Source organism: Streptomyces sp. NPDC015532 (genome assembly GCF_043078065.1).
Lineage (GTDB): Bacteria > Actinomycetota > Actinomycetes > Streptomycetales > Streptomycetaceae > Streptomyces.
On record NZ_JBIBSY010000004.1, the window covers coordinates 466,675 to 492,167 of the forward strand.

Sequence of the window (25,493 nt, forward strand, 5' to 3'; positions counted from 1 at the left end):
ATGGCGGAGTTCCGCCGTCAGCCGGAGTGGCAGCAGGACGCCAACCGGCACACCACGCTCATCGACCCGGTGCTCACGGTGCGGCCCATCGCCCGCTTCGACTACACCGTCCGCCGCGCGGTCACCGCGATCGACCACGCGCTGGTCTTCGTCACCGCGAAGGGCACGTACGACGTCTACACCCCGCCGCACCGGCCGAGCCGCTCGGACGCGGCCACCCGCCGCTACACCTCCGTCTACGAGGTGGACATGGGCAGCCACCCCGTCCAGCTCGCGCTGGAGATGCCGAGCGACGACGACGCGTTCTCCTTCGGCGCCACGGCCGACCTGACCTGGCGGGTCGCGGACCCGATCGCGTACGTGGCGAGCGGCGAGCGTGACGTGCCGACACGGCTCACCCGTGAACTGCACCAGCTCGCTCGGCCGGTGAGCCGCGCCTTCTCCATCGAGGACAGCCCGGCCGCCGAGCGCGCGGTGCAGCGGGCCGTCGACGGGGGCGGATTCGCCGCGGGCATCGGGCTCGCCGTGACCTGTGCGGTACGGCTGCGGCTGGACGACGAGGCCATCACGCACCGGCGACGGCAGCGGAGCCTGCGCTACGAGTCGGACATGCTCGACCCCGAGCACGAGTTCCGGCTCCGGTTGGCGCATCAGCAGCACGAACTGGAGATGCTGCGCCAGCAGCAGGACCACCGTCTGATCGCCGAGAAGATCAACTTCTACCAGTACCACCTCCAGCACGGAGGCGTCGGCGCCTGGGCCCTGCACCTGTCCCAGCACCCCGAGGACACCAAGATGGTCATCGGGTCGATCCAGAAGGACCAGCTGTCCATCATCCGGGGCCAGCTTCAGGTCCTCGCCGGGGACACCCTGGAGGACTTCCAGAAGGCGGAGTCCGCGCGCTCGACCCTGCGGGCCGTCGACGAGCTGATCCAGCAGCAGGCGCCTCCGGCGCCGCGGGACGGCCAGGGGGCTCTGCTCCCCGGGGCGGCGCCCGGACAGCCGCAGACACCGCCCCAGCCGCCGTACGGGGGCCAGTCTCCCTACCCGGGCCCCTCGCCCCAGCCGCCGTACACCGGACCGCCGTCGTACGCCGGACAGCCCCCGTACGCGGGCGGACAGCCGCCCTACGCCGGACAGCCCCCGTACGCGGGGCAGCCCACATACGCCGGGCAGCCTCCGTACACGGGCGGTCCCGACGCCCGGCCGCCCGTGACGCCGGGGCAGCCCTCGTACATGGGCGGTCCGGACACCGGGTCCCCCGTGGTGCCGGGGCGGCCCGGCGGCCCGGCGGCCCCGTACGGACCGCCCGCCACGACGCCCTACCCCACCGCCGGACCATCTCCGGCCGTGCCCCCGGTGCCCGGCCGCCCCGACGTCGGCCAGGCCGCCGTACCGCCCGCCGAGCCACCGGACGGCGCGCCCGAGGACGGGCCCGCCTGACCCCGCTCTCCGGGGCGCCGTCGGCCGCGCCGCTCACCGGCTGACGTCCCCGCACCGCCACCAGCCACCCCGAAGGAGCCGTCATGTCCCAGCCTCCAGGTCCGGCCCACGAACCGGCATACCCGGGGACCCCGTATCCGGGACCCCCGTACCCGGGAGCCGCGACCCCGCCCCCGGAGTACCCGGTGGCCTCCGCTCCCCCGCCGCAGTACCCCGGAGGCCCCGGCCCCGGCGGACCGGAACCGCAGTACCCGGGGGCGACCGGCCACCCCCCTCAGTACCCGGGCGGACCCGGAGCGCAGTACCCAGGGGCGGCAGCCGGGGGGCCCGCACCCCAGTACCCAGGCACGACCGGCCACCCCCCTCGGTACCCCGGGAGTCCGGGACCCGGCGGAGCCGGACCGCAGTACCCCGGAACCCCGGGACCCGGCGGACCCGGACCGCAGTACCCCGGAGGCCCCGGACCCAGTGGGCCGGGATCGCAGTATCCGGGTGTGGGAGCGGGGGCCGGCGGCCCCGCCGCTCCCGGGTTTCCCGGGGCCGACCCGCGGTTCGCGGGGCCCCAGCCGCAGCCGGCGCCGTTCGTCCCGCGGCCCGCCGTCGCGCCCGACGATCTCGACTACCGCCACCAGGGCGCACGCGTCCACCTGGCGAGCCATCAGCGGGGCGCGGACGCCACCGCCGTCGGACAGCTCGCCACGCAGATCCCGGGGGCCCTGGTGAGCCTCGCCGTGGTGTCGGCCCTCGCGCTGGGGCTGTTCGGCACCGTCGTGGGCTGGCTGGTCATCGTGGCCTGGGTGGCGTCGGGAGCACTCGTCTTCCACCGGCCCACCGAACTCCGCTTCGCCCGGCACGCGCTCAGACTGCGGCCGCCGCTGGCCGAGGAGCGCGCCCGGCTGGAACCGATCTGGCGCGAGGTCACCGCCCGGGCCGGCATCGAGGCGAACACCTACGAGCTGATGGTGGAGAACAGCGACGACCTGAACGCGGTCGCCGTCGCCGGCCATGTCGTCGGCGTCACCACCTACTCCCTCAACCGGATTCCCAGCAGCAACCTCGCCGCCGTACTCGCCCATGAACTCGGCCACCACACCGGCGGTCACGCCTGGGCCGGGCTCCTCGGCTACTGGTACTCGCTGCCCGGCCGGCTCGCCTGGGCCTTCACGCGCGGGATGGCGAGAGTCGCGCTCGCCGTCGCCGGGGTCTTCTCCGCCGCCGCGACCGGGCTGCTGATCCTCTTCATGGGGATGTTCGTGGTCGCCGGGTTCCTCGTCGCCTGGTACATCACCATCCCCCTCGTCGTCGCGCCCTACCTCCTCGCCTGGGCGGGCCGCCTCGGCGAACTGCGTGCCGACCAGCAGGCCGCGGCCCTCGGCTTCGCGCCCGAGATGGCCGAGGTGCTGCACCACTTCCAGGCCGAGGAGGACGCCGCGAAGGCGGCCGCCGCCGGCCAGGGCAAGAAGCTCCAGGAGCCCACCGGCCTTGCCAGGCTGCTGTCCACCCACCCCGACAACTACACCCGGCTGCGCGCCCTGGAGCCGTATCTCCAGCTCCCGCGCTAGGCCCGGGTCCGAAGGCCCGAAGCTCGGATCCGGGCCTGGACCGGGAACGCCGAAGGGCGGTCACCCCCATCGGGGATGACCGCCCTTCGCACTACTGCCTACTGCCTAGCTCACTGGTTGTACGGACCGTAGTCGTAGTCCTCCAGCGGGACGGCCTGGCCGGAGCCCGTGCCGAACGGCGAGTAGTCGATGTCGTCGTAGCCGACGGCCGAGTACATCGCGGCCTTGGCCTCTTCGGTCGGCTCCACCCGGATGTTGCGGTAGCGGGACAGACCCGTACCGGCCGGGATGAGCTTACCGATGATGACGTTCTCCTTGAGGCCGATGAGGCTGTCGGACTTGGCGTTGATCGCCGCGTCCGTCAGAACTCGGGTCGTCTCCTGGAAGGAGGCGGCCGACAGCCAGGATTCCGTCGCCAGCGAGGCCTTGGTGATACCCATCAGCTGCGGACGGCCGGAGGCCGGGTGGCCGCCTTCCTGGACCACACGACGGTTCTCGGTCTCGAACTTCGAACGCTCGACCAGCTCGCCGGGCAGCAGCTCCGCGTCGCCCGACTCGATGATCGTCACACGGCGCAGCATCTGCCGGATGATGATCTCGATGTGCTTGTCGTGGATCGACACACCCTGCGAGTTGTAGACCTTCTGGACCTCGCCGACCAGGTGGACCTGGACGGCACGCTGACCCAGGATGCGCAGCACGTCGTGCGGGTTGGTGGCACCCACGGTGAGCTTCTGGCCCACCTCGACGTGCTCGCCCTCCGACACCAGGAGACGGGCACGCTTCGAGATCGGGAACGCCGTCTCGTCGCTGCCGTCGTCCGGGGTGACGACGAGCTTCTTGGTCTTCTCGGTCTCCTCGATCCGCACGCGGCCGGAGGCCTCGGAGATCGGGGCGACACCCTTCGGCGTACGAGCCTCGAAGAGCTCGACGACACGGGGCAGACCCTGGGTGATGTCGTCACCGGCCACACCACCGGTGTGGAAGGTACGCATCGTCAGCTGGGTACCGGGCTCACCGATGGACTGGGCGGCGATGATGCCGACCGCCTCACCGATGTCGACCAGCTTGCCGGTGGCCAGCGAGCGGCCGTAGCACATGGCGCAGGTGCCGACGGCGGACTCACAGGTCAGGACCGAACGGGTCTTGACCTCCTCGATGCCGTGCTTGACGAGCTCGTCGATGAGGACGTCGCCGAGGTCGGTGTTGGCCGGGGCCAGCACCTTGCCGTCGACGGTGATGTCCTCGGCCAGCGCACGTGCGTACACGCTGGTCTCGACGTTCTCCGTCTTGCGCAGCACGCCGTCCTCGCCGCGCTCGGCGATGGCCAGACGCAGACCGCGGTCGGTGCCGCAGTCCTCCTCGCGGATGATGACGTCCTGCGAGACGTCCACCAGACGACGGGTGAGGTAACCCGAGTCGGCGGTACGCAGGGCGGTGTCCGCCAGACCCTTACGGGCACCGTGCGTGGAGATGAAGTACTCCAGCACGGACAGGCCCTCACGGAAGGACGCCTTGATCGGACGCGGGATGGTCTCGTTCTTGGCGTTCGACACCAGACCGCGCATACCGGCGATCTGACGCATCTGCATCATGTTGCCTCGGGCGCCCGAGTTCACCATCATCGAGACCGGGTTGGTCTTCGGGAAGTTCGCGTTCATCGCCTCGGCGACCTCGTTGGTCGCCTTGGTCCAGATCGCGATGAGCTCCTGCGTGCGCTCTTCCTTGGTGATCAGACCGCGCTCGTACTGCTTCTGGACCTTCTCGTCCAGGTCCTCGTAGCCCTTGACGATCGCGCGCTTCGCATCCGGAACGACGATGTCGGAGATGGCCACGGTGACGCCGGAACGGGTCGCCCAGAAGAAGCCCGACGCCTTCAGGTTGTCGAGCGTCGCCGCCACGATGACCTTGGGGTAGCGCTCGGCGAGGTCGTTGACGATCTCGGAGAGCTGCTTCTTGCCGACCTCGTAGTCGACGAACGGGTAGTCCTCGGGCAGCAGCTCGTTGAAGAGCGCGCGGCCCAGGGTCGTCCGCAGGCGGAAGGTGTCACCCTGCTGCCACTCCGGGTCGCCCTCCTCCTGCGCCGGCGGGGTCCAGCCGCGCGGCGGGATGGTGCCCACCGGGAAGCGGATGTCCACCTGCGACTGGAGCGAGAGCTCGCCGGCGTCGAACGCCATGATCGCCTCGGCCACGGACGCGAAGGAGCGGTCCTCGCCCTTCACGTTCCGCAGGTCGCCGTCGGTGGTCAGGAAGAACAGACCGAGGACCATGTCCTGGGTCGGCATCGTGACCGGGCGGCCGTCGGCCGGCTTGAGGATGTTGTTCGAGGACAGCATCAGGATGCGGGCCTCGGCCTGCGCCTCCGCGGAGAGCGGCAGGTGGACGGCCATCTGGTCACCGTCGAAGTCCGCGTTGAACGCGGTGCAGACGAGCGGGTGGATCTGGATGGCCTTGCCCTCGACGAGCTGCGGCTCGAAGGCCTGGATGCCGAGGCGGTGCAGCGTGGGCGCACGGTTCAGCAGAACCGGGTGCTCGGCGATGACCTCTTCGAGGACGTCGTACACGACCGTGCGGCCGCGCTCGACCATCCGCTTGGCGCTCTTGATGTTCTGCGCGTGGTTCAGGTCGACCAGGCGCTTCATCACGAACGGCTTGAAGAGCTCCAGCGCCATGGCCTTGGGCAGACCACACTGGTGCAGCTTCAGCTGCGGACCGACGACGATCACGGAACGCGCGGAGTAGTCCACACGCTTGCCGAGCAGGTTCTGACGGAATCGACCCTGCTTGCCCTTGAGCATGTCGGACAGCGACTTCAGCGGACGGTTGCCGGGGCCCGTGACCGGGCGACCACGACGGCCGTTGTCGAAGAGCGCGTCGACGGCCTCCTGGAGCATGCGCTTCTCGTTGTTCACGATGATCTCGGGCGCGCCGAGGTCGAGAAGCCGCTTCAGACGGTTGTTGCGGTTGATCACACGGCGGTACAGGTCGTTCAGGTCGGAGGTCGCGAAGCGGCCACCGTCCAGCTGCACCATCGGGCGAAGGTCCGGCGGGATGACCGGCACGCAGTCGAGCACCATGCCCTTGGGGCTGTTGCTGGTCTGCAGGAACGCGGAGACGACCTTGAGGCGCTTGAGCGCACGGGTCTTCTTCTGGCCCTTGCCGGTGCGGATGATCTCGCGGAGGCGCTCGGCCTCCTCGTCGAGGTCGAAGGACTCCAGGCGCTTCTGCAGCGCCGCGGCACCCATCGAACCGTCGAAGTACGTGCCGAAGCGGTCACGCAGCTCGCGGTAGAGGAGCTCGTCGCCCTCCAGGTCCTGGACCTTGAGGTTCTTGAAGCGGGTCCACACCTCGTCGAGACGGTCGATCTCGCGCTGCGCGCGGTCGCGCAGCTGCTTCATCTCACGCTCGGCACCCTCGCGCACCTTGCGGCGCACGTCGGCCTTGGCGCCCTCGGCCTCCAGCTCGGCCAGGTCGGTCTCGAGCTTCTTGGCGCGGGCTTCCAGGTCGGCGTCGCGGCGGTTCTCGACCTGCTGGCGCTCGACGGAGACGTGGGCCTCCAGCGAGGGCAGGTCGCGGGTGCGGCGCTCCTCGTCGACGTACGTGATCATGTACGCGGCGAAGTAGATGACCTTTTCGAGGTCCTTCGGGGCGAGGTCGAGCAGGTAGCCCAGCCGCGACGGAACGCCCTTGAAGTACCAGATGTGGGTGACGGGAGCGGCCAGCTCGATGTGGCCCATCCGCTCACGGCGCACCTTGGCGCGAGTGACCTCGACGCCACAGCGCTCACAGATGATGCCCTTGAAGCGGACACGCTTGTACTTGCCGCAGTAGCACTCCCAGTCCCGGGTCGGACCGAAGATCTTCTCGCAGAAGAGTCCGTCCTTCTCGGGCTTGAGGGTGCGGTAGTTGATGGTCTCGGGCTTCTTGACCTCGCCGTGGCTCCACTGACGGATGTCGTCAGCGGTGGCCAGACCGATCCGGAGCTCATCGAAGAAGTTGACGTCGAGCACTATGCGTCAATCCCTCTCAGGGTTGTAAGTCTTAGGGGTCTGATACGGGGGTCCTGGGGCCGGCGGGCCTTGATCACCTTTTCCACAGGTGTCCAAGGCCCGGCCGGACTCCCGTCAGACCTCTTCGACGCTGCTCGGCTCGCGCCGGGACAGGTCGATGCCGAGCTCCTCCGCCGCGCGGAAGACGTCCTCGTCGGTGTCACGCATTTCGATGGACATACCGTCGCTGGACAGCACCTCCACGTTGAGGCAGAGAGACTGCATCTCCTTGATGAGCACCTTGAAGGACTCGGGGATGCCGGGCTCGGGGATGTTCTCGCCCTTGACGATGGCCTCGTAGACCTTCACGCGGCCGGTCACGTCGTCGGACTTGATCGTCAGCAGCTCCTGGAGGGCGTAAGCGGCGCCGTACGCCTCCAGCGCCCACACCTCCATCTCACCGAAGCGCTGGCCACCGAACTGAGCCTTACCACCCAGCGGCTGCTGGGTGATCATCGAGTACGGACCGGTCGAGCGGGCGTGCAGCTTGTCGTCGACCAGGTGGTGGAGCTTGAGGATGTACATGTACCCGATCGAGATCGGGTCCGGGAACGGCTCACCGGAGCGGCCGTCGAACAGCCTCGCCTTGCCGGACGGGAGGACCAGACGGTCACCGTCGCGGTTGGGCAGGGTGTGCTCGAACAGACCCGCGAGCTCGTCCTCGCGCGCACCGTCGAACACCGGGGTGGCGACGTTCGTACGCGGCGGAACCTTGTCGGCACCGATGGCCTGAAGGCGCTGCGCCCAGTCGTCGGCGAGACCGGAGACGTCCCAGCCGCGGCTGGCGAGCCAGCCGAGGTGGATCTCCAGCACCTGTCCCGGGTTCATTCGGGACGGGACACCGAGCGGGTTGAGGATGATGTCGACCGGGGTGCCGTCCTCCAGGAACGGCATGTCCTCGATCGGCAGGATCTTCGAGATGACACCCTTGTTGCCGTGGCGGCCGGCGAGCTTGTCACCGTCCGTGATCTTGCGCTTCTGCGCCACGTAGACACGAACCAGCTGGTTCACGCCCGGCGGCAGCTCGTCGCCCTCTTCACGGTCGAAGACGCGGACGCCGATGACCTTGCCGATCTCGCCGTGCGGGACCTTCAGCGAGGTGTCACGGACCTCACGGGCCTTCTCACCGAAGATCGCGCGCAGCAGGCGCTCTTCCGGCGTCAGCTCGGTCTCACCCTTGGGCGTGACCTTGCCGACGAGGATGTCGCCGGCGACGACCTCGGCACCGATACGGATGATGCCGCGCTCGTCGAGGTCGGCGAGGACCTCCTCGGAGACGTTCGGGATGTCCCGGGTGATCTCCTCCGGGCCGAGCTTGGTGTCACGGGCGTCGACCTCGTGCTCCTCGATGTGGATCGAGGAGAGGACGTCGTCCTGCACGAGGCGCTGCGACAGGATGATCGCGTCCTCGTAGTTGTGACCTTCCCACGGCATGAACGCCACGAGCAGGTTCTTGCCGAGGGCCATCTCGCCGTCCTCGGTCGCGGGACCGTCGGCCAGGACCTGGCCCTCGATCACGCGGGCGCCCTCGTCCACGACAACCTTCTGGTTGACGGAGGTGCCCTGGTTCGACCGGGAGAACTTGTGCAGGCGGTACGTGGTGTACGTGCCGTCGTCGTTGGCGGTGGTGATGTAGTCCGCGGAGACCTCCTGGACCACACCGTCCTTCTCCGACTTCAGGACGTCACCGGCGTCGACCGCGCAGCGGTACTCCATGCCGGTGCCGACCAGCGGCGCCTCGGACTTGATGAGCGGAACGGCCTGGCGCATCATGTTCGCGCCCATGAGGGCACGGTTGGCGTCGTCGTGCTCCAGGAACGGGATCATCGCGGTCGCGACCGACACCATCTGGCGCGGGGAGACGTCCATGTAGTCGACGTCGTCACCGGGGACGTAGTCGACCTCTCCGCCACGACGGCGGACCAGGACGCGGGACTCCTCGAAGCGGAACTCGTCCGTCAGCGGCGCGTTGGCCTGCGCGATGACGAACCGGTCCTCTTCGTCGGCCGTCAGGTAGTCGACCTCGTCGGTGACGAAGCCGCCCGTGACCCTGCGGTACGGGGTCTCGACGAAACCGAACGCGTTCACGCGGCCGTAGGAGGCGAGCGAGCCGATCAGACCGATGTTCGGGCCTTCAGGGGTCTCGATCGGGCACATGCGGCCGTAGTGCGACGGGTGCACGTCACGGACCTCGAAGCCGGCCCGCTCACGGGAGAGACCACCCGGGCCAAGAGCCGACAGACGGCGCTTGTGGGTGAGACCCGACAGCGGGTTGTTCTGGTCCATGAACTGCGACAGCTGGCTGGTGCCGAAGAACTCCTTGATGGAGGCGACGACCGGCCGGATGTTGATCAGGGTCTGCGGCGTGATCGCCTCGACGTCCTGAGTCGTCATGCGCTCGCGGACGACGCGCTCCATACGAGCCAGACCCGTGCGGACCTGGTTCTGGATGAGCTCGCCGACGTTGCGCAGACGACGGTTGCCGAAGTGGTCGATGTCGTCGGTCTCGACGACGATCGAGGTGCCGCTGTTGCCAACGGTCTCGGTCTCACCGGCGTGCAGCTTCACCAGGTACTTGATCGACGAGAGGATGTCCTCGACGGTCAGCACGCCGGCGTCCAGCGGCGCTTCGCCGCCCAGCTTCTTGTTCACCTTGTAGCGGCCGACCTTCGCGAGGTCGTACCGCTTCGAGTTGAAGTAGAGGTTCTCAAGAAGCGTCTGGGCGGCCTCACGGGTCGGCGGTTCGCCCGGACGCAGCTTGCGGTAGATGTCCAGCAGCGCGTCGTCCTGGCCCTGGGTGTGGTCCTTCTCCAGGGTGGCGCGCATGGACTCGTACTCGCCGAACTCCTCGAGGATCTGCTCGGTGGTCCAGCCGAGAGCCTTCAGGAGAACGGTGACGGACTGCTTGCGCTTGCGGTCGATGCGGACACCGACCATGTCGCGCTTGTCGATCTCCATCTCCAGCCAGGCACCCCGGGACGGGATGACCTTGGCGGAGAAGATGTCCTTGTCGGACGTCTTGTCGATGGAGGAGTCGAAGTAGACACCCGGCGAGCGGACCAGCTGCGACACGACGACACGCTCGGTGCCGTTGATGACGAAGGTGCCCTTGTTGGTCATGAGCGGGAAGTCGCCCATGAAGACCGTCTGGGACTTGATCTCGCCGGTCTCGTTGTTGGTGAACTCGGCGGTGACGAAGAGCGGGGCCGCGTACGTGAAGTCGCGGTCCTTGCACTCGTCGATGGAGTTCTTCGGGGGCTCGAAGCGGTGGTCGCGGAACGTCAGGGACATCGACCCACTGAAGTCCTCGATCGGGGAGATCTCCTCGAAGATCTCCTCCAGACCGGACTTGGTGGGGACGTCCTGTCCGCTGTCCAGAGCCGCCTCGACACGAGCCTTCCACGCGTCGTTGCCGAGCAGCCAGTCGAAGCTCTCGGTTTGCAGCGCAAGAAGGTTCGGAACCTCGAGGGGCTCCTTGATCTTTGCAAAGGAGATGCGCAGCGGGGCGGTGCTGGCGCCGTTGTTCGTATTCGCGGTCGAGGCAGTGCGCGAGGCGGCCAAGAGGGGGTCCTTCCGAGGGCTCGGACTCACTACGCGCGTACCGGTCCCATGTCGGACATAGCGTCGGGCCGTTCCCGATCCGGCCGGATAAAGGCCAGGTCAGGGATAGTCCGACTGTCGATGCTCAAACACGGGTATGCCCCTGGTGACGGGCAGGAGGCAGCTAACAGGCAGCGCAAAGGGTCAGTGTAGCCACTAGGCCCACTGATGTCCAGTCCCGGTTTCTTGAGACTCTCACTGTTCTCAACACCTGCGGCAAGCCACGCCCTCAATGCACATCGATACTGCCCTCTTCGTCAGCGATCCATGCCTCGGATACGGATCGTTGTGACGACGCGTCCTGAGAATTGCGCGCTGCGTGCGGTTCGTCAAGGCCCCCCATGCCCAAAGCAAGTGCCGCGATCGTCACGTGCGGCCCGTCTTGCAACCCGTCCCTCTGCCTGTCACAGGGCGGCCGGAGGCACAACGAAGATCACCATACTCGTCGCGGCCTGCAGCGCAAGGCTGCCGCTTCAGGGACCCCCTGGAACGCCGAAGAGCGACCACCCAGTTGGGTGATCGCTCTTCAGTGCGTCAGCGTTACAGCGCTACTCGAGCGGCTGTAGACAGCTTCACAGGAGTCCTCGGGGGACTCGTCGAGTTACTTGACCTCGACGGAGGCGCCGGCGCCCTTGAGGGACTCGGCAGCCTTCTCGGCGGCCTCCTTGGCGACCTTCTCGAGGACGGGCTTCGGAGCGCCGTCGACGAGGTCCTTGGCCTCCTTCAGACCCAGCGAGGTGAGCTCACGCACGACCTTGATGACCTGGATCTTCTTCTCGCCGGCACCCGTGAGGATGACGTCGAACTCGTCCTGCTCCTCAGCGGCCTCGACGGCGACGGGGCCGACCGGGGCAGCGGCGACCGCGGCGGCGGCGGTGACGTCGAACTTCTCCTCGAAGGCCTTCACGAACTCGGAGAGCTCGATGAGGGTGAGGTTCTCGAACTGCGCGAGCAGCTCTTCCTGGGACAGCTTCGCCATGATGGCGTCCTTCCACTCATTCGGCAGGTGCCGGTATGTACTGGTGAGGCGGGCGTACGTTCGGCCCGCTACGACCGTCGCCTCAGGCGGCGGTCAATGCGCGAGCCGAATTACTCGGCACCGCCCTGCTCGGCCTGCTTGACACGAAGCGCCTCCGCGGTGCGGACGAACTTCGAGGGCAGCGCCTGGAAGAGCTGAGCAGTCTGCGTCTGCTTGCCCTTGAAGGCACCCGCCAGCTTGGCGAGCAGAACCTCGCGGGACTCGAGGTCCGCAAGCTTCTTGATCTCGTCGGCGGACAGCGCCTTGCCGTCAAGGACACCGCCCTTGATGACGAGGTTCGGGTTGTCCTTGGCGAAGTCACGAAGACCCTTCGCCGACGTCACCGGGTCACCGGTGATGAAGGCGACCGCCGTCGGACCGTTGAACAGGTCGTCGAGCGTGGAGATCCCGGCCTCGTTGGCCGCGATCTTGGTCAGCGTGTTCTTCACCACGGCGTACTGGGCGTCTTCACCGAGCGAACGGCGCAGCGTCTTGAGCTGCGCCACGGTGAGACCCCGGTACTCGGTCAGCACGGCGGCGTTCGAGCTGCGGAACTGGTCCGCGAGCTCGGCTACCGCGGCAGCCTTGTCGGGCCTTGCCATAAGCGTGGCCTCCTTCCGGGTGATGAGGACCGCTCAGAAGGGACTGACAAAACAAAACGCCCCGGCGCAGGCGCACGGGGCGTAGCTCGACCGGATTCCTCCACACGCTGGGCGTGCGGACTCCGGGAACACATCCACGATCACCTACGCGGGTCGTCCGCAGTTTCAGCGGATCCTTCGGTCACCACACCCTCTTGCGAGTGCGAGGCAACGACCAGCGGTCTTTGGCTTCTCGAGGAGAGTACGTGAAGGGGACGCCGTCAAGCAAATCCGGCCGAACGGCCCGGCCGCCGGGCGCGCGTGAGCGTCCGGCGGCGCGGATCAGCCCTGCTGGGCGTCCTTCATCATCTCGGCGAGGTCGACGGTGTCCTTGGCCGGCGGAGCGGTCACGGTCACGGGATTGTTGTAGTCCAGGAAGGTGATGGTCATGTCGAGCGGACCCTTGTCGGCGGTCCCGCGCATACGGAACTGCTTGGTGTGGTCGTCGCCGTCGATCCACATGTCCATCGTGATCGCGTCGATGCCCATCTTCGTGTACTGGTCGAGGGCCTTCTCCCGCTTCTCGCGCGTGGCCTTGTCCTCGCTCTTGAGCGACTTGCGGTACGCGTCGAGGGTGATCGACCCCTTGTAGTGCGTGGTCTTCACGCCGTCGACGGTCTCGGTCCCGACCTTCTTCACATCCTTGGAGCCGGTGAGGAAGGTGGACTCGGTGGCCGGGTTCTTGTCGGCCTGCCCGCCTCCCAGCTGGCTCGCGTTCAGCTCCTTGTCCGCACCCAGGGCGGACATGTCGAACTTGATCCAGCTCTTGCCGTCCATCTCCTTGGCGGCCTTGGCGCCCCCGCCTATGTACATCGCCTTGCCCACGAGCCGGATCTCGACCGGGCCGTCGGCGGCCTGGTCCTCGGCGGTCATCTTCATGCTCATGGCCAGCGGCTTCATGCTCATCGCCGCCTCGCCGGTGACGCGGCCCTCCTCCGGGACCTTGCCGGTCATCCGGTAGCGGAGCGAGGTGATGTCGTCGGTCTTCTTCGCCGCCTTCGCCACGGCCGCGGCGGGCGTGAGTGCGGGCGACTCCTCCGCCGCGCCCTTCGAACAGCCCACGGCGCCCCCGCCGAGGACCATCGCCGCGAGTGCCGCTCCGGTCGCCCGGCGCCGTACCGAGGTGCTCACAGAAAGCTTCAAGGTTCCCCCCAGGGAATAGTTGAGCGATGCACAGATTCTGCGCGAGCGTAGCCCAGGGGGCCCGGATGATCACCTGGGTTTTGACGCAACTCTGATACGCGCGAAGGACGTTGGAGTGGTGCGCCCGGGCCGGGAGGGCGCGGGGTGGTGCTCAGGAGGACGAGCCGGAGCCGGTCGCCGTGTCGCCGCTGCCCGGCGTCATGCCCTGCTTCGTCAGGATGTCCTTGAAGTCCTCGGTGTCACCGGCCGGGGGCGCGACGGCGGAGACCTTCACTCCGTAGTCGCTGTAGTACGTCGTGGAGGACATCGTGCCGGTCGCCATCGCGGCCTTGGAGACGGCCTTGACGAGCAGGTCCTCGGTGTCGACCCAGATGTCGACGTCCTCGGTCGTGATGCCGGCCTGGGTGAACTGCTTCTTCATGTCGGAGAGCTGGCCGGCGGTGAGGTGGGAGCTCCTGGCCGCGAGGTCGCTCACGTCCACCGTGCCCGCGTAGTGCGTGGCCCTCTTGCCGCGGACCGTCTCGTCGCCGACCTTCTTGACGTCGCCGGACGCCAGCAGGAGCTTCACCGACTGGTTCGGCGAGCTGTTCTGCATCTGGTCCTTCAGCAGCGCGCCGGAGCCGCCGCCGAACTTCGCCAGGTCGTCGTACCCGTACCTGATCCAGTGCTTGCCGCCCGCCTGCCGGGCGAAGGCGTCGCCCATCTTGGCGTAGTAGGCGTCGGACAGATAGCGCGCCTCCATGGAGTCGCTGCCCATCTGGCGCATCGTCTCGGCCATCGTGCCGCCGGTGTACGTGATCGTCATGTCGCCGGTGAAGCCGTCGCCCCAGGCCATGACGCCGCCCGACTTCATGGACATCAGGGTGCCCAGGGTCGTCGTGGACTCGATCCTCGCGGAGTCGGCGCCGTCGGTGGACCTCTCCGCGGAGCGCAGGGCCGCGACCGGGCTGACGCGGGTGGCGCTCTTGTGGCCGGCTTTGTCGCCGCTGCCCGAACTCCCTGGGGAATCGGCCGAGTTGCAGGCCGTCACCCCCGCCAGCGCGGTCGTCAGCGCGATCGAGACGGTCACACGGCGCACCATGGTGCTCTTCATTCGTCCACCCCTATGCGAACTCTGTGAACCGCACGTTAGCGCGGCCCACTGACAGTCGTGTCCGGAATTCCGCCCGGGGCGTCCGTCCCGTGGCGGCCGGAAAGACCTCCGCACATGAGGACGGGCCCCGCACCTCGAAAGGTTGCGGGGCCCGCTCAGATACGCGTGCGCGACGCGGTCACCGTGGTGAGCGAAGGGCTCAGACGGCGGCCGGGTCCTCCTCGACGAGGAGGTTGCGGGTGCGGTTGGGGTCGACGGGAACGCCGGGGCCGATCGTGGAGCTGATCGCGGCCTTCTTGATGTAGCGACCCTTGGCGGCCGACGGCTTCAGACGAAGGATCTCGTCGAGCGCGGCGCCGTAGTTCTCCACCAGCTTGGTGTCGTCGAAGGACACCTTGCCGATGATGAAGTGCAGGTTCGAGTGCTTGTCGACGCGGAACTCGATCTTGCCACCCTTGATCTCGGTGACAGCCTTGGCGACGTCGGGGGTCACGGTGCCGGTCTTGGGGTTCGGCATGAGACCACGGGGACCGAGCACGCGGCCGAGGCGGCCGACCTTGCCCATGAGGTCCGGGGTGGCGACGACGGCGTCGAAGTCCAGACGGCCCTTCGCGACCTCGTCGATCAGTTCGTCGGAGCCGACGATGTCGGCGCCCGCGGCCTCCGCGGCCGCAGCACGGTCACCGGTCGCGAAGACCAGGACCCGGGCGGTCTTGCCGGTGCCGTGCGGCAGGTTCACGGTGCCACGGACCATCTGGTCGGCCTTGCGCGGGTCGACACCCAGGCGGAAGGCGACCTCGACGGTGCCGTCGAACTTGCTCGTGGAGGTCTCCTTGGCGAGACGGACGGCCTCGAGCGGGGCGTAGAGCTTGTCCCGGTCGACCTTGGCGTCCGCAGCGCGGAGAGACTTGCTGCGCTTGCTCACTACTGCTCCTGTTGTGTTCTGAGGAGTCGTGGTGCGGGCCGAGCAGGCCCTGCCACGTGCGGCCGCGGCCGCATGGTTCCTACGAAGGTGGGTGTCAGCCCTCGACCGTGATGCCCATGGAACGGGCGGTGCCGGCGATGATCTTCGCAGCGGCGTCCAGGTCGTTGGCGTTGAGGTCGGGCATCTTGGTCGTGGCGATCTCGCGGACCTGCGCCTGGGTGATCTTGGCGACCTTGGTCTTGTGCGGCTCGCCGGAGCCCTTCTCGACACCCGCGGCCTTGAGGATCATCTTGGCGGCCGGCGGAGTCTTGGTGATGAAGGTGAAGGAGCGGTCTTCGTAGACCGTGATCTCCACCGGGATCACCCAGCCACGCTGCGACTCGGTCGCGGCGTTGTAGGCCTTGCAGAACTCCATGATGTTGACGCCGTGCTGACCGAGCGCAGGGCCGACCGGCGGGGCCGGGTTCGCCGCACCGGCGTTGATCTGGAGCTTGATAAGCCCCGTGACCTTCTTCTTCTTGGGAGGCATTCCGGGTCCTCTTTCGTTTTCGCCTTCCTACGTCCGAGTCGCCCCGGACGGCTGCCCTCAACCGAGTGATGATCCGGATGGAGGCATACCGCACAACGATAACGGGTATCTGTGCGCGGCTAAAAACCGAGCAGGTCAGACCGTCCCCCGCAAGCGGGAGGTACCCCCAGCGAGAGCCCGTCTGACCTGTTCGGAAGACGTACGTCCAGAAGGTGTTAGTTCTTCTGGATCTGGTCGAAGGAAAGCTCGACCGGGGTCTCGCGGCCGAAGATCTCGACGAGGCCCTTGACCTTCTTCGAGTCGGCGTTGATCTCGTTGATCGTGGCCTGCAGCGTGGCGAAGGGGCCGTCGGTGACGGTGACCGAGTCGCCGACCTCGAAGTCCAGGACCTGGACCTCGACCTTGCGCTGCGGAGCGGGCTTGCCCTCGGCCTCGGCGGCCTCGCGGGCGGCCTTCTCCTCGGCCTCCGGGGCGAGCATCTTGACGATCTCGTCCAGGGTCAGCGGGTACGGGTCGTAGGCGTTGCCCACGAAGCCGGTGACGCCGGGAGTGTTGCGGACGACACCCCAGGACTCGTTCGTCAGGTCCATACGGACCAGGACGTAGCCCGGGAGCTTGTTCTGCTTGATCGTCTTGCGCTCGCCGTTCTTGATCTGCGCGACCTCTTCCTGCGGCACCTCGGCCTGGAAGATGAAGTCCTCGACGTTCAGCGAGACGGCACGCTGCTCGAGGTTGGTCTTCACGCGGTTCTCGTAACCGGCGTACGTGTGGATGACGTACCACTCGCCGGGGAGCAGACGCAGTTCCTCACGCAGGGCGGTCACGGGGTCGACGGGCTCGGCCTCGACTTCGGGCTCGGCCTCGACTTCAGACTCGGCCTCGTCGGTCGCGTCCTCGTCCTCGACGTCTTCGACGTCCTCACCGGACTCGTCCTCGACGTGCAGGGCCGCGTCCTCGGCGTTCTCGCCGGCGGCGGCATCGGCAGCCTCGAACTCGTCCACGACGTCCGCTCCCTCGACGATCTCGAGCTCGTCGTCAACGGACTCGACCGACTCGGAGGCGTCGTTCAGGTTCGGGTCAGACACGGTGGCTGCTTCTTCCTGGTTACATGGGGGTGGAACGCGCGAAAGGGGCGCCGGTGACGGCGCCCTTCGCTCTCGGCTCAGCCGAAGACGTACTTGGCGGCGTGGTTGAGCCCATAGTCAATCACGGTCACCAGGCCGATCATGATGACGACGAACACAATCACCACTGTGGTGTAAGTCGTCAGCTGATTGCGAGTCGGCCAGACAACCTTACGGAGTTCCGCGATGATCTGGCGGTAGAAAGTGGCAAGGCGCTTCAGCGGGCCCTTCTTGGCACGCTTACCGCCCTTGCGGGCCTTCTTCTTGGACTCCGGCGCCTCGGCATCAGGCATGTCGATGGAGCCCACGGCGTCCGTCACTCGTCCTCACCTGATTCCCGGGTCGTGACCGTGCCGCGCCCGGTTGAGCCGCACGGCGGTGCATTGCAGTACGTACATGCGCACACATCCTGGCGAAAGGAGTGTGTAGCAGGGCCGGAGGGACTTGAACCCCCAACCGCTGGTTTTGGAGACCAGTGCTCTACCAATTGAGCTACGACCCTTTGATTTCCCCCAACGTACCGCATCCGACCGGGTGCTCGGTGTGCACCGGTTGAGTGCGGCCGGTGAAGGCCAACGAGGTGAGAGTGTACGTGGTCCGGAGCCGGGCGTCGAACAGAAAGTGTCCGGCCGTGCCCACCGTGCTGAAGATCCACTGGTCGGGCGCGCGGATCCGGACGGATGTTCTGCCGTTGTTCAGTCCGTGAAACCCGCGTGCCGGGGGTGTTTCCGGTCTGAAACGATGGACCCATGAGCCCTGCAACCCCTCCCACCGAGCGCCGGGTCTCCGCCCGAGTCGGCGCGATCTCCGAATCCGCCACCCTCGCCGTGGACGCGAAGGCCAAGGCCCTCAAGGCCGCCGGACGTCCGGTGATCGGCTTCGGCGCCGGTGAACCCGACTTCCCCACCCCGGACTACATCGTCCAGGCCGCCATCGAGGCCTGCTCGAACCCCAAGTACCACCGCTACACGCCGGCCGGCGGGCTCCCCGAGCTGAAGGCCGCGATCGCCGCGAAGACGCTGCGCGACTCCGGCTACGAGGTGGAGGCCGCCCAGGTCCTCGTCACCAACGGCGGCAAGCAGGCCATCTACGAGGCCTTCGCCGCGATCCTCGACCCGGGCGACGAGGTCATCGTCCCGGCGCCGTACTGGACGACCTACCCGGAGTCCATCCGTCTCGCCGGCGGTGTCCCGGTGGACGTCGTCGCCGACGAGACCACCGGCTACCGCGTCTCGGTCGAGCAGTTGGAGGCCGCCCGCACCGAGAACACCAAGGTGCTGCTCTTCGTCTCCCCGTCCAACCCGACGGGCGCGGTCTACACCCGCGAACAGATCGAGGAGATCGGCCGCTGGGCCGCCGAGAAGGGCCTGTGGGTCCTGACCGACGAGATCTACGAGCACCTGGTCTACGGCGACGCCGAGTTCCACTCGCTGCCCGTGGTGGTGCCCGAGCTCCGCGACAAGTGCATCGTCGTCAACGGCGTCGCCAAGACGTACGCGATGACGGGCTGGCGTGTGGGCTGGGTCATCGGCCCGAAGGACGTCATCAAGGCCGCGACCAACCTCCAGTCGCACGCCACCTCGAACGTCTCGAACGTCGCCCAGGTCGCCGCGCTCGCCGCCGTCTCCGGCGACCTCACGGCCGTCGCGAAGATGCGCGAGGCCTTCGACCGCCGCCGCAAGACCATCGTGCGCATGCTGAACGAGATCGACGGCGTGCTCTGCCCCGAGCCCGAGGGCGCCTTCTACGCGTACCCCTCGGTGAAGGGACTCCTCGGCAAGGAGATCCGCGGCAAGCGCCCCGCGGACACGGTCGAGCTGGCCGCGCTCATCCTGGAGGAGTCCGAGGTCGCGGTCGTCCCGGGCGAGGCCTTCGGCACGCCGGGCTATCTGCGGCTGTCGTACGCCCTCGGTGACGAGGACCTCGTCGAGGGTGTCAGCCGGATCCAGAAGCTGCTGGCCGAGGCCACGGACTGACCTCCCCTTCTCCGCCCGCGCCCTCGGGGCGCCGGTGACGTCCTCGCGCTCCACGCGCACATGCGGGGGCCGGCCACTCCCAGGAGTGACCGGCCCCCGTTAGTTCGTTCGAGCAGGCCTCCGATCAGCGAAAGCGCTACCGGCACGCCATCCGCGTACGGCAGGATCTTTGGATGGAGCGCGTACGTGATGTGAGTGAACTGCCGAAGGCCCATCTGCACCTGCACTTCACCGGTTCGATGCGGCACACCACCCTGCTGGAACTGGCCGACAAGCACGGGATCCATCTGCCCGACGCGCTGACCAGCGGGGAGCCACCGAAGCTGCGGGCGACCGATGAGCGCGGCTGGTTCCGCTTCCAGCGCCTGTACGACGCCGCGCGGTCCTGCCTCAGAGAACCCGAGGACATCCAGCGGCTGGTGCGCGAGGCCGCCGAGGAGGACCTGAAGGACGGCTCGGGCTGGCTGGAGATCCAGGTCGACCCGACGTCGTACGCCCCGCGCCTGGGCGGTCTGATCCCGGCCCTGGAGGTCATCCTCGACGCGGTCGACTCGGCCGTGCGGGACACCGGGCTCGGGATGCGCGTCCTGGTGGCCGCCAACCGCATGAAGCACCCCCTGGACGCCCGCACGCTGGCCCGGCTCGCCGTGCGGTACGCGGACCGGGGAATCGTCGGTTTCGGCCTCTCCAACGACGAGCGGCGGGGCATGGCGCGGGACTTCGACCGGGCCTTCGCCATCGCGCGGGAGGGCGGGCTGCTGTCCGCGCCGCACGGCGGCGAGCTGACCGGTCCCGCCTCGGTCCGCGACTGCCTGGACGACCTGCACGCCTCCCGGATCGGCCACGGGGTGCGGGCCGCCGAGGACCCGCGGCTGCTGAAGCGTCTCGCGGACCGCGGGGTGACCTGTGAGGTCTGCCCCGCCTCGAACGTCGCCCTGGGCGTCTACGAGAAGCACTCCGATGTCCCCCTGCGCACTCTGTTCGAAGCCGGCGTCCCGATGGCCCTCGGCGCCGACGACCCGCTGCTCTTCGGCTCCCGGCTCGCCGCCCAGTACGAGATCGCCCGCCGCCACCACGCCTTCACGGACCAGGAGCTGGCCGAGCTGGCCCGGCAGTCCGTCCGCGCCTCGGCCGCGCCCGAGGACATCCGGGCGAAGCTGCTGGCCGGCGTCGACGACTGGCTGACCGCCTAGGCCGTGTCCGAGGCACCCGCGGGCGCGATCCCGGCGAGCAGCGTGCGGGCCAGCGCCGGGGCGAAGGCGTCCAGAGGCGGCGGCGTGCCCTCCTCGGTGGCGTCGTAGGCGAACGCCCGCTGCGCGCAGGCCCCGAGGAGGAGGGACGCGGCCGCGTAGGTGTCGGTGTCCGGCCGGACCCGCCCGGCCCGCTGTTCGGCCAGCAGATAGGCGGCGACGCCCCGGATGGGCATGTGCGGGCCCGCGCCCATGGCCCGCATGGCGTCGTCGTGACGGCGCTTGAGCTGCGTCTCCGCGTACAAGGAGGCGGCGATCGGGAAACTCTGCTCATAGAAGAGGGCCGCCTGACGGGCGACCTCCGTGAGGTTCTCCTCCAGGGAGTGCTCCCCCCGCTCGGCCGTCAGCCGCTCCAGGAGCGGGCCGAGCTGGGGCAGCCGCTCGTGGAGGACGCGGATGAACAGCTCTTCCTTGCTCGCGAAGTATTTGTAGAGCGCCGCCTCGGAGCAGCCGGCCGCCCTGGCGATCTCCTTGGTGGTGGCACGGGAGAGACCGAGCGTGAGCATGAGCTCGTGCGCCGCGTCGAGGATGCGGATCCTGGCCGGCTTCGACGGCGTGGTCTCCGTGGCGGATTTCTGCTGCATGGGGCCCAAGGATTCCATGACCCGCCCTTACGGGGTTGACGGGTGGGTGAGCACTTACTCACTCTAGAGGGAAGCGGGGTGAGTGAACACTCACCCACCTCATTCCCTCTCATGCGGGAGCAGGTCATGGAACTCACCGTTTTCGGTGCCACCGGAGGCATCGGCCAGGAGATCGTCCGCCAGGCCCTGGGCGCGGGCCACGAGGTCACGGCGGTCGTACGGGATCCCGCGCGGCTCACCGTCACGGGCGCGCAGCTGAAGGTCTTCCGCGCGGACCTCACCGACCCGGAGTCGCTGCGCCCGGCCGTCGCGGGCCGGCACGCGGTCCTGTCGGGCCTCGGCGCGCGCAGCCGCAAGGACGCCGGGGTCGCGGCCCGGCTCACCCGTGCGGTGCTGAGTGCCATGGAGGCGGAGCGGGTGCGCCGGGTGCTGGTCGTCAGCGCGGGTCCGGTCGGACCCGGCGCCACGAACGACACCGCCCTCGACCGCGCGATGCGGAGCCTGATCTCCAGCCTCCTGAAGGACGTCTACGCCGACCTGCGGGAGATGGAGGCCGAGCTCGCGGCCGGTTCCGCGGACTGGACCGCCGTCCGTCCTCCCCGGCTCCAGAACAAGCCGCTGACCGGCTCCTACCGCACGGCCGTCGGAGGCTTCCCGCCCAGGGGCCGCTTCATCGCGCGCGCCGACGTGGCCCACGCGATGCTGGCGATGATCGACGACCCGGGGACCGTGAAGCAGGGGGTGGGTGTCGCCTACTAGTCACCGTTCACGCCGGCGATCGCCGTGCACGCCGGTGATCTCGCCTTCAGAGGCTCGCGTTCACCGTCACCGGCTCGTTGACGAGCGTGATCCCGAAGGCCTCGTGGACCCCGGCGACGACCTCCCGGGCCAGCGCGAGGAGGTCCTCGGTGGTGGCCTCGCCACGGTTGGTCAGGGCGAGGGTGTGCTTGGTGGAGATACGGGCGGGCCCGGTTCCGTAGCCCTTGGTGAAGCCCGACTTGTCGATCAGCCAGGCCGCGGAGGTCTTGGTGCGGCCCTCGCCGGCAGCGTAGGCGGGCGGTACGACATCGGCGCCGAGCCGTTCCTCCACGCGCGCGTGGAACGCGGCGAACGCCTCGTCGGTGAGGATCGGGTTGGTGAAGAACGATCCGGCGGACCAGGTGTCGTGGTCCTCGGGGTCGAGCACCATGCCCTTCCCTGCACGCAGCTTCAGAACGGTCTCGCGGGCCGCGTCGAGAGGCACACGGTCGCCGGGCTCCACGCCGAGCGCACGGGCCGTCTCGGCGTACTTGACCGGCGCCGACAGCCCCTGCGCGTCCTCCAGCCCGAAACGCACCCGCAGCACGACATGGCGCTCGGGGTCCGCCTTGAAGCGGCTGTGCCGGTACGAGAACGCGCACTCGGCGTTGGTCAGCGTGACCGTCTCGCGCGTCTTCCGGTCATAGGCGATCACTTCGGTGATCGTCGACGACACTTCCTGGCCGTACGCGCCCACATTCTGGATCGGTGTCGCACCGGCGGACCCGGGGATGCCCGCGAGGCACTCGATCCCGGCGAGCCCGGCCTCGACCGAGCGGGCGACCGCGTCGGTCCACACCTCGCCCGCGGCCAGCTCCAGCCTCGTACCGTCGAGGTCGAAGCCCTTCGTGGCGATGCGCAGGGCCGTCCCGGCGAAGCCCTTGTCGCCGATGACCAGGTTCGATCCGCCGCCGATCAGCAGCAGGGGCGTACCGGCGTCGTCGGCCTCGCGCACGGCGGCGACGACCTCGGCGTCGGTCGTGGCGGTGATCAGCCGGGCGGCCGGGCCGCCGAGCCGGAAGGTGGTCAGCGGGGCGAGCGGGGCATCGTGGAGTTCCTGCACGGGCTCAAGACTACGAGAAGGGGCGGGGAGGCCCGGCCACCGGTGTGCTCCGGACATGCGAACGGCCCCGCCCGTGGGGCGGGGCCCGTTCGCGCCTGACGCTCGGCCGAGGCGGCTCTCCTGGGGGTGCGACCGGGCGGCCAGGCGCTCCGGGCGGCCGGGCAGGAGTGCCGGGATCTCGGCCCGTCCGTCAGTGGGAGGCGGTTTCGAGAGAGGCGGCCTCCCGGTGCGGGGGGCGCACCGGAGCAGCCTCGGCCGCCGTCTCGGTGCGTGCCGTGCGCCGGGCGGCCGGGATGACCAGGGCGGCGATCCCCGCGAGGGCCACGACCGAGGCGCCGACCACGAGCGCGGGCCGCAGTCCGTCGATGAAGCTCTGGGCGGTCGCGTAGCCGCCCTGCGCCGAGAAGATCGAGGACATCACCGCGATGCCGAGCGCCCCGCCCACCTCGCGCAGCGCGTTGTTGGCACCGGAGGCGATGCCCTGCTCCTGCGGCCGCACGCTGGACATGACCAGGTTGGAGGCCGGCGCGAAGTAGAGCGACATCCCGACGCCGCTGATGATGAGCGCGGGCAGCTGGGAGGCGTACGAGGCGTCGGCGGCGACCACGGCGGCGTAGTACGCGAGCCCGGCGGCCTGGAGGAAGAGCCCGGTGGCGACGACGGGACGCCCGCCGATCCGGTCCGACAGGTAGCCGGCGATGGGCGCGACCAGCATCGGCATACCGGTCCAGGGGAGCATGCGCAGCCCCGCCTCGGTCGGCGAGTAGCCGAGCACGCCCTGCATGTACTGGCTGAGCAGGAAGATCGAGCCGAACATCCCGAGGAACATCAGCAGGCTGGCCGCGTTGATCCCCGCGAAGGCACGGGAGCGGAAGAGCCGCATCGGGAGCATCGGGTTCTTGGCCAGGGTGCCGTGGACGACGAAGCCGACGAGCAGAGCGGCGCCCGCGATCAGGCCGGTCAGGACGAACGCGCTGGTCCAGCCGTCGGCGGGCCCGCGGACCAGACCGTAGACGATCCCGAAGAGGCCACCGCTGGCGAGCAGGGTGCCGGCGAAGTCGAGCCGGGCGCCGGCGCCGAACGACTCGGACAGCCGAAGCCGGGCGAGCGGGAGCACCGCGAGACCCAGCGGAACGTTCAGCCAGAAGATCCAGTGCCAGGAGACGTGTTCGGTGAGGCTGCCGCCGATGAGGGGCCCGGAGGCGACCGCGAGTCCGTTGACCGCGCCCCAGATCCCGTACGCCATCCCGCGCTTGGCGGCGGGGACCGCGGCGGTCAGCAGGGTCAGGGTCAGCGGCATCATGATCGCCGCGCCGACGCCCTGGACCGCGCGGGCGGCGATCAGGGAGTCGATGCCGGGTGCCATGGCCGCGGCGGCCGAGGCGCCGGTGAAGATGCTCAGACCGACCAGGAAGAGCCGGCGGCGGCCGAACCGGTCACCGAGCGCGGCGCCGAACATCAGCAGGACGGCGAAGGTGAGCGTGTAGGCGCTCACGGTCCATTCCAGGTCGCCCAGCGCTCCCCCGAGATCCTTGCGGATGGAGGGCAGGGCGGTGGTGACGACGAGGTTGTCGAGGGCCGCCATGAATCCGGCGACGCTCGTGATGAGAAGGGCCCACCCGGCTCCGCCGCGCCGCCCGCTCGGGGTCGCGGCCGGCGCCGCGGCCGACTCCTCCGGCGATCCCGTGGCCCCGGGCGGGGCCGGTTCCGCCGGTCCGTTCTTCGCTGTCCGTGCCGTCCGCTGAGACATCTCTCCCCCAGAAGGTGATGTGATCGCTCTTGGTGGTTAGTTATCGATGACTAACTTTTACGCTCATGAAAAGGCGCCGAACACCGCCTTCCCCATCGCGCTACTTCTCCAGCCGGCCGGTGATCCGCGCCGACGGGTAGAGCCCTTCCCAGACCCGGTGCTCGGGCGGGAACCCCATCGACACCAGGCAGTTGACGAGCATTCCGTACGCCATGAAGGTCGTGGTCCCGTCCACGTCGGCCCCGAGCGGCACGTGGACCGTGTCCCAGAGCCGCATCCAGCCGGCCCGGACCGCCTCGCCGAGCTCGTGATCGCCGGCCTCCTCGGCGGCCCCCACCGCGACATACGTCTGCATCTGCATCAGCAGCCGCTCGGGGTGCTCCGCGATCACCTTGACGTAGGAGCTCGCCATGGCGTGCAGGGCCTCCTCGCCCTCCAGCCCCTCGGCGGCCTCCTCGAAGCTGCGCCGGGCGAGCTCCATGCAGTGCTCGGCGGCCGCCAGGAAGATCGCCCGCTTGCCCGGGAAGAGCCGGAAGAGATACGGCTGCGAGACGCCCACACGCTTGGCGATCGCCTCGGTGGACGTGCCGTAGTAGCCGCCGTGGGCGAACTCGATCATCGCCGCGCGAATGACGCTCTCGCGCCTCTCCTCTGCGCTCATCCTGACCATACGACTAAGTTAGTACTCAATCACTAACTAAGTCAAGGAGTTCTGGGGTTTGGGTGCGGGGCGCTTGGGCGCGTCGACCGCCGGGCGTCTGGGCGCCGGTGACTCAGGCTTCTGGCTCTCGGGCTTCTGGCTCTCGGGCTCCTGGCTCCTGACTCCTGACTCCTGGCTCCTGGCTCCTGGCTCCTGGCTCCTGGCTCCTGGCTCCTGGACGCGGACGCGGATCTCCTGAGGTGAGGTTCCTGTGGTGAGGTCCTGGGGGCGCCGCAGCGGGGATG

19 protein-coding genes and 1 tRNA gene are annotated in these 25,493 nt (G+C 68.7%); 5 read left to right on the top strand and 15 right to left on the bottom strand.

Annotated features, from left to right (window positions below; translation table 11 throughout):
• A complete protein-coding gene (locus ACF07B_RS16540; RefSeq protein WP_392179426.1) occupies positions 1-1,443 on the top strand; it encodes a PE-PGRS family protein in 1,443 nt (480 codons plus the stop codon).
• Positions 1,444-1,937: 494 nt separating this feature from the next.
• Complete coding sequence (locus ACF07B_RS16545) at positions 1,938-3,005, top strand: M48 family metalloprotease (protein ID WP_392179427.1); 1,068 nt, start codon at positions 1,938-1,940, stop codon at positions 3,003-3,005.
• Positions 3,006-3,115: 110 nt separating this feature from the next.
• Here ACF07B_RS16545 and ACF07B_RS16550 read toward each other — a convergent pair whose 3' ends face one another.
• From ACF07B_RS16550 to ACF07B_RS16600, 11 genes are all read right to left on the bottom strand, one after another.
• Positions 3,116-7,015 (bottom strand): DNA-directed RNA polymerase subunit beta', encoded by a 3,900-nt coding sequence (locus ACF07B_RS16550; protein WP_362404272.1) that lies wholly within the window; start codon positions 7,013-7,015, stop codon positions 3,116-3,118.
• Positions 7,016-7,129: 114 nt separating this feature from the next.
• Positions 7,130-10,615 carry a DNA-directed RNA polymerase subunit beta gene (gene rpoB / locus ACF07B_RS16555; RefSeq protein ID WP_369480870.1) on the bottom strand — a complete coding sequence of 1,162 codons (3,486 nt, stop codon included), beginning with the start codon at positions 10,613-10,615 and terminating at the stop codon, positions 7,130-7,132.
• A gap of 640 nt (positions 10,616-11,255) precedes the next feature.
• Positions 11,256-11,633 (bottom strand): 50S ribosomal protein L7/L12, encoded by a 378-nt coding sequence (gene rplL / locus ACF07B_RS16560; RefSeq protein WP_326786080.1) that lies wholly within the window; start codon positions 11,631-11,633, stop codon positions 11,256-11,258.
• Between the two features lie 110 nt (positions 11,634-11,743).
• Positions 11,744-12,274 (bottom strand): 50S ribosomal protein L10, encoded by a 531-nt coding sequence (rplJ, locus tag ACF07B_RS16565; RefSeq protein WP_081218869.1) that lies wholly within the window; start codon positions 12,272-12,274, stop codon positions 11,744-11,746.
• Positions 12,275-12,595: 321 nt separating this feature from the next.
• Entirely contained in the window at positions 12,596-13,444 is an 849-nt protein-coding gene (locus tag ACF07B_RS16570; RefSeq protein ID WP_392179428.1) for a DUF1396 domain-containing protein, read from the bottom strand.
• A 163-nt stretch (positions 13,445-13,607) separates the two neighbouring features.
• Complete coding sequence (locus ACF07B_RS16575) at positions 13,608-14,549, bottom strand: hypothetical protein (protein ID WP_392179429.1); 942 nt, start codon at positions 14,547-14,549, stop codon at positions 13,608-13,610.
• A 199-nt stretch (positions 14,550-14,748) separates the two neighbouring features.
• Positions 14,749-15,474 (bottom strand): 50S ribosomal protein L1, encoded by a 726-nt coding sequence (gene rplA, locus ACF07B_RS16580; RefSeq protein WP_328449291.1) that lies wholly within the window; start codon positions 15,472-15,474, stop codon positions 14,749-14,751.
• Between the two features lie 94 nt (positions 15,475-15,568).
• Positions 15,569-16,003 (bottom strand): 50S ribosomal protein L11, encoded by a 435-nt coding sequence (rplK, locus tag ACF07B_RS16585; RefSeq protein ID WP_369480872.1) that lies wholly within the window; start codon positions 16,001-16,003, stop codon positions 15,569-15,571.
• 215 nt (positions 16,004-16,218) lie between these two features.
• Complete coding sequence (nusG, locus tag ACF07B_RS16590) at positions 16,219-17,088, bottom strand: transcription termination/antitermination protein NusG (RefSeq protein ID WP_369480873.1); 870 nt, start codon at positions 17,086-17,088, stop codon at positions 16,219-16,221.
• A gap of 77 nt (positions 17,089-17,165) precedes the next feature.
• A complete protein-coding gene (gene secE / locus ACF07B_RS16595; RefSeq protein WP_103549158.1) occupies positions 17,166-17,447 on the bottom strand; it encodes a preprotein translocase subunit SecE in 282 nt (93 codons plus the stop codon).
• 109 nt (positions 17,448-17,556) lie between these two features.
• Positions 17,557-17,629 (bottom strand) — tRNA-Trp (locus ACF07B_RS16600).
• A 247-nt stretch (positions 17,630-17,876) separates the two neighbouring features.
• Here ACF07B_RS16600 and ACF07B_RS16605 point away from each other — a divergent pair.
• The gene (locus tag ACF07B_RS16605; protein ID WP_362404250.1) at positions 17,877-19,103 is read left to right on the top strand and encodes a pyridoxal phosphate-dependent aminotransferase; all 1,227 of its coding nucleotides are present in this window, start codon (positions 17,877-17,879) and stop codon (positions 19,101-19,103) included.
• 173 nt (positions 19,104-19,276) lie between these two features.
• Entirely contained in the window at positions 19,277-20,296 is a 1,020-nt protein-coding gene (locus tag ACF07B_RS16610) for an adenosine deaminase (protein WP_392179430.1), read from the top strand.
• Here ACF07B_RS16610 and ACF07B_RS16615 read toward each other — a convergent pair.
• Positions 20,293-20,937 carry a TetR/AcrR family transcriptional regulator gene (locus tag ACF07B_RS16615; protein WP_392179431.1) on the bottom strand — a complete coding sequence of 215 codons (645 nt, stop codon included), beginning with the start codon at positions 20,935-20,937 and terminating at the stop codon, positions 20,293-20,295. The genes ACF07B_RS16610 and ACF07B_RS16615 overlap by 4 nt on opposite strands.
• A 126-nt stretch (positions 20,938-21,063) precedes the next feature.
• Here ACF07B_RS16615 and ACF07B_RS16620 point away from each other — a divergent pair, with 126 nt between their 5' ends.
• Positions 21,064-21,696 carry an NAD(P)-dependent oxidoreductase gene (locus ACF07B_RS16620; RefSeq protein ID WP_392179432.1) on the top strand — a complete coding sequence of 211 codons (633 nt, stop codon included), beginning with the start codon at positions 21,064-21,066 and terminating at the stop codon, positions 21,694-21,696.
• A gap of 46 nt (positions 21,697-21,742) precedes the next feature.
• Here ACF07B_RS16620 and ACF07B_RS16625 read toward each other — a convergent pair whose 3' ends face one another.
• From ACF07B_RS16625 to ACF07B_RS16635, 3 genes are all read right to left on the bottom strand, one after another.
• Positions 21,743-22,798, bottom strand: a complete 1,056-nt coding sequence (locus ACF07B_RS16625; RefSeq protein WP_392179433.1) for a UDP-N-acetylmuramate dehydrogenase — start codon at positions 22,796-22,798, stop codon at positions 21,743-21,745.
• Between the two features lie 190 nt (positions 22,799-22,988).
• Positions 22,989-24,383, bottom strand: coding sequence for a DHA2 family efflux MFS transporter permease subunit (locus tag ACF07B_RS16630; RefSeq protein ID WP_392179540.1), 1,395 nt, complete (start codon positions 24,381-24,383; stop codon positions 22,989-22,991).
• Between the two features lie 265 nt (positions 24,384-24,648).
• Positions 24,649-25,218 carry a helix-turn-helix domain-containing protein gene (locus ACF07B_RS16635; protein WP_362404236.1) on the bottom strand — a complete coding sequence of 190 codons (570 nt, stop codon included), beginning with the start codon at positions 25,216-25,218 and terminating at the stop codon, positions 24,649-24,651.
• Positions 25,219-25,493: the final 275 nt, after the last annotated feature.

Excerpts from the sequence above, each read along its gene's own strand:
- ACF07B_RS16605 (WP_362404250.1), top strand. The coding sequence starts at position 17,877 with ATGAGCCCTGCAACCCCTCCCACCGAGCGCCGGGTCTCCGCCCGAGTC.
- rplJ (WP_081218869.1), bottom strand. The coding sequence starts at position 12,274 with ATGGCAAGGCCCGACAAGGCTGCCGCGGTAGCCGAGCTCGCGGACCAG.
- ACF07B_RS16620 (WP_392179432.1), top strand. The coding sequence starts at position 21,064 with ATGGAACTCACCGTTTTCGGTGCCACCGGAGGCATCGGCCAGGAGATC.
- ACF07B_RS16540 (WP_392179426.1), top strand. The coding sequence starts at position 1 with ATGGCGGAGTTCCGCCGTCAGCCGGAGTGGCAGCAGGACGCCAACCGG.
- ACF07B_RS16630 (WP_392179540.1), bottom strand. The coding sequence starts at position 24,383 with ATGGCGGCCCTCGACAACCTCGTCGTCACCACCGCCCTGCCCTCCATC.
- ACF07B_RS16615 (WP_392179431.1), bottom strand. The coding sequence starts at position 20,937 with ATGCAGCAGAAATCCGCCACGGAGACCACGCCGTCGAAGCCGGCCAGG.
- rplK (WP_369480872.1), bottom strand. The coding sequence starts at position 16,003 with ATGCCTCCCAAGAAGAAGAAGGTCACGGGGCTTATCAAGCTCCAGATC.
- ACF07B_RS16610 (WP_392179430.1), top strand. The coding sequence starts at position 19,277 with ATGGAGCGCGTACGTGATGTGAGTGAACTGCCGAAGGCCCATCTGCAC.
- ACF07B_RS16635 (WP_362404236.1), bottom strand. The coding sequence starts at position 25,218 with ATGGTCAGGATGAGCGCAGAGGAGAGGCGCGAGAGCGTCATTCGCGCG.
- ACF07B_RS16575 (WP_392179429.1), bottom strand. The coding sequence starts at position 14,549 with ATGAAGAGCACCATGGTGCGCCGTGTGACCGTCTCGATCGCGCTGACG.
- rplL (WP_326786080.1), bottom strand. The coding sequence starts at position 11,633 with ATGGCGAAGCTGTCCCAGGAAGAGCTGCTCGCGCAGTTCGAGAACCTC.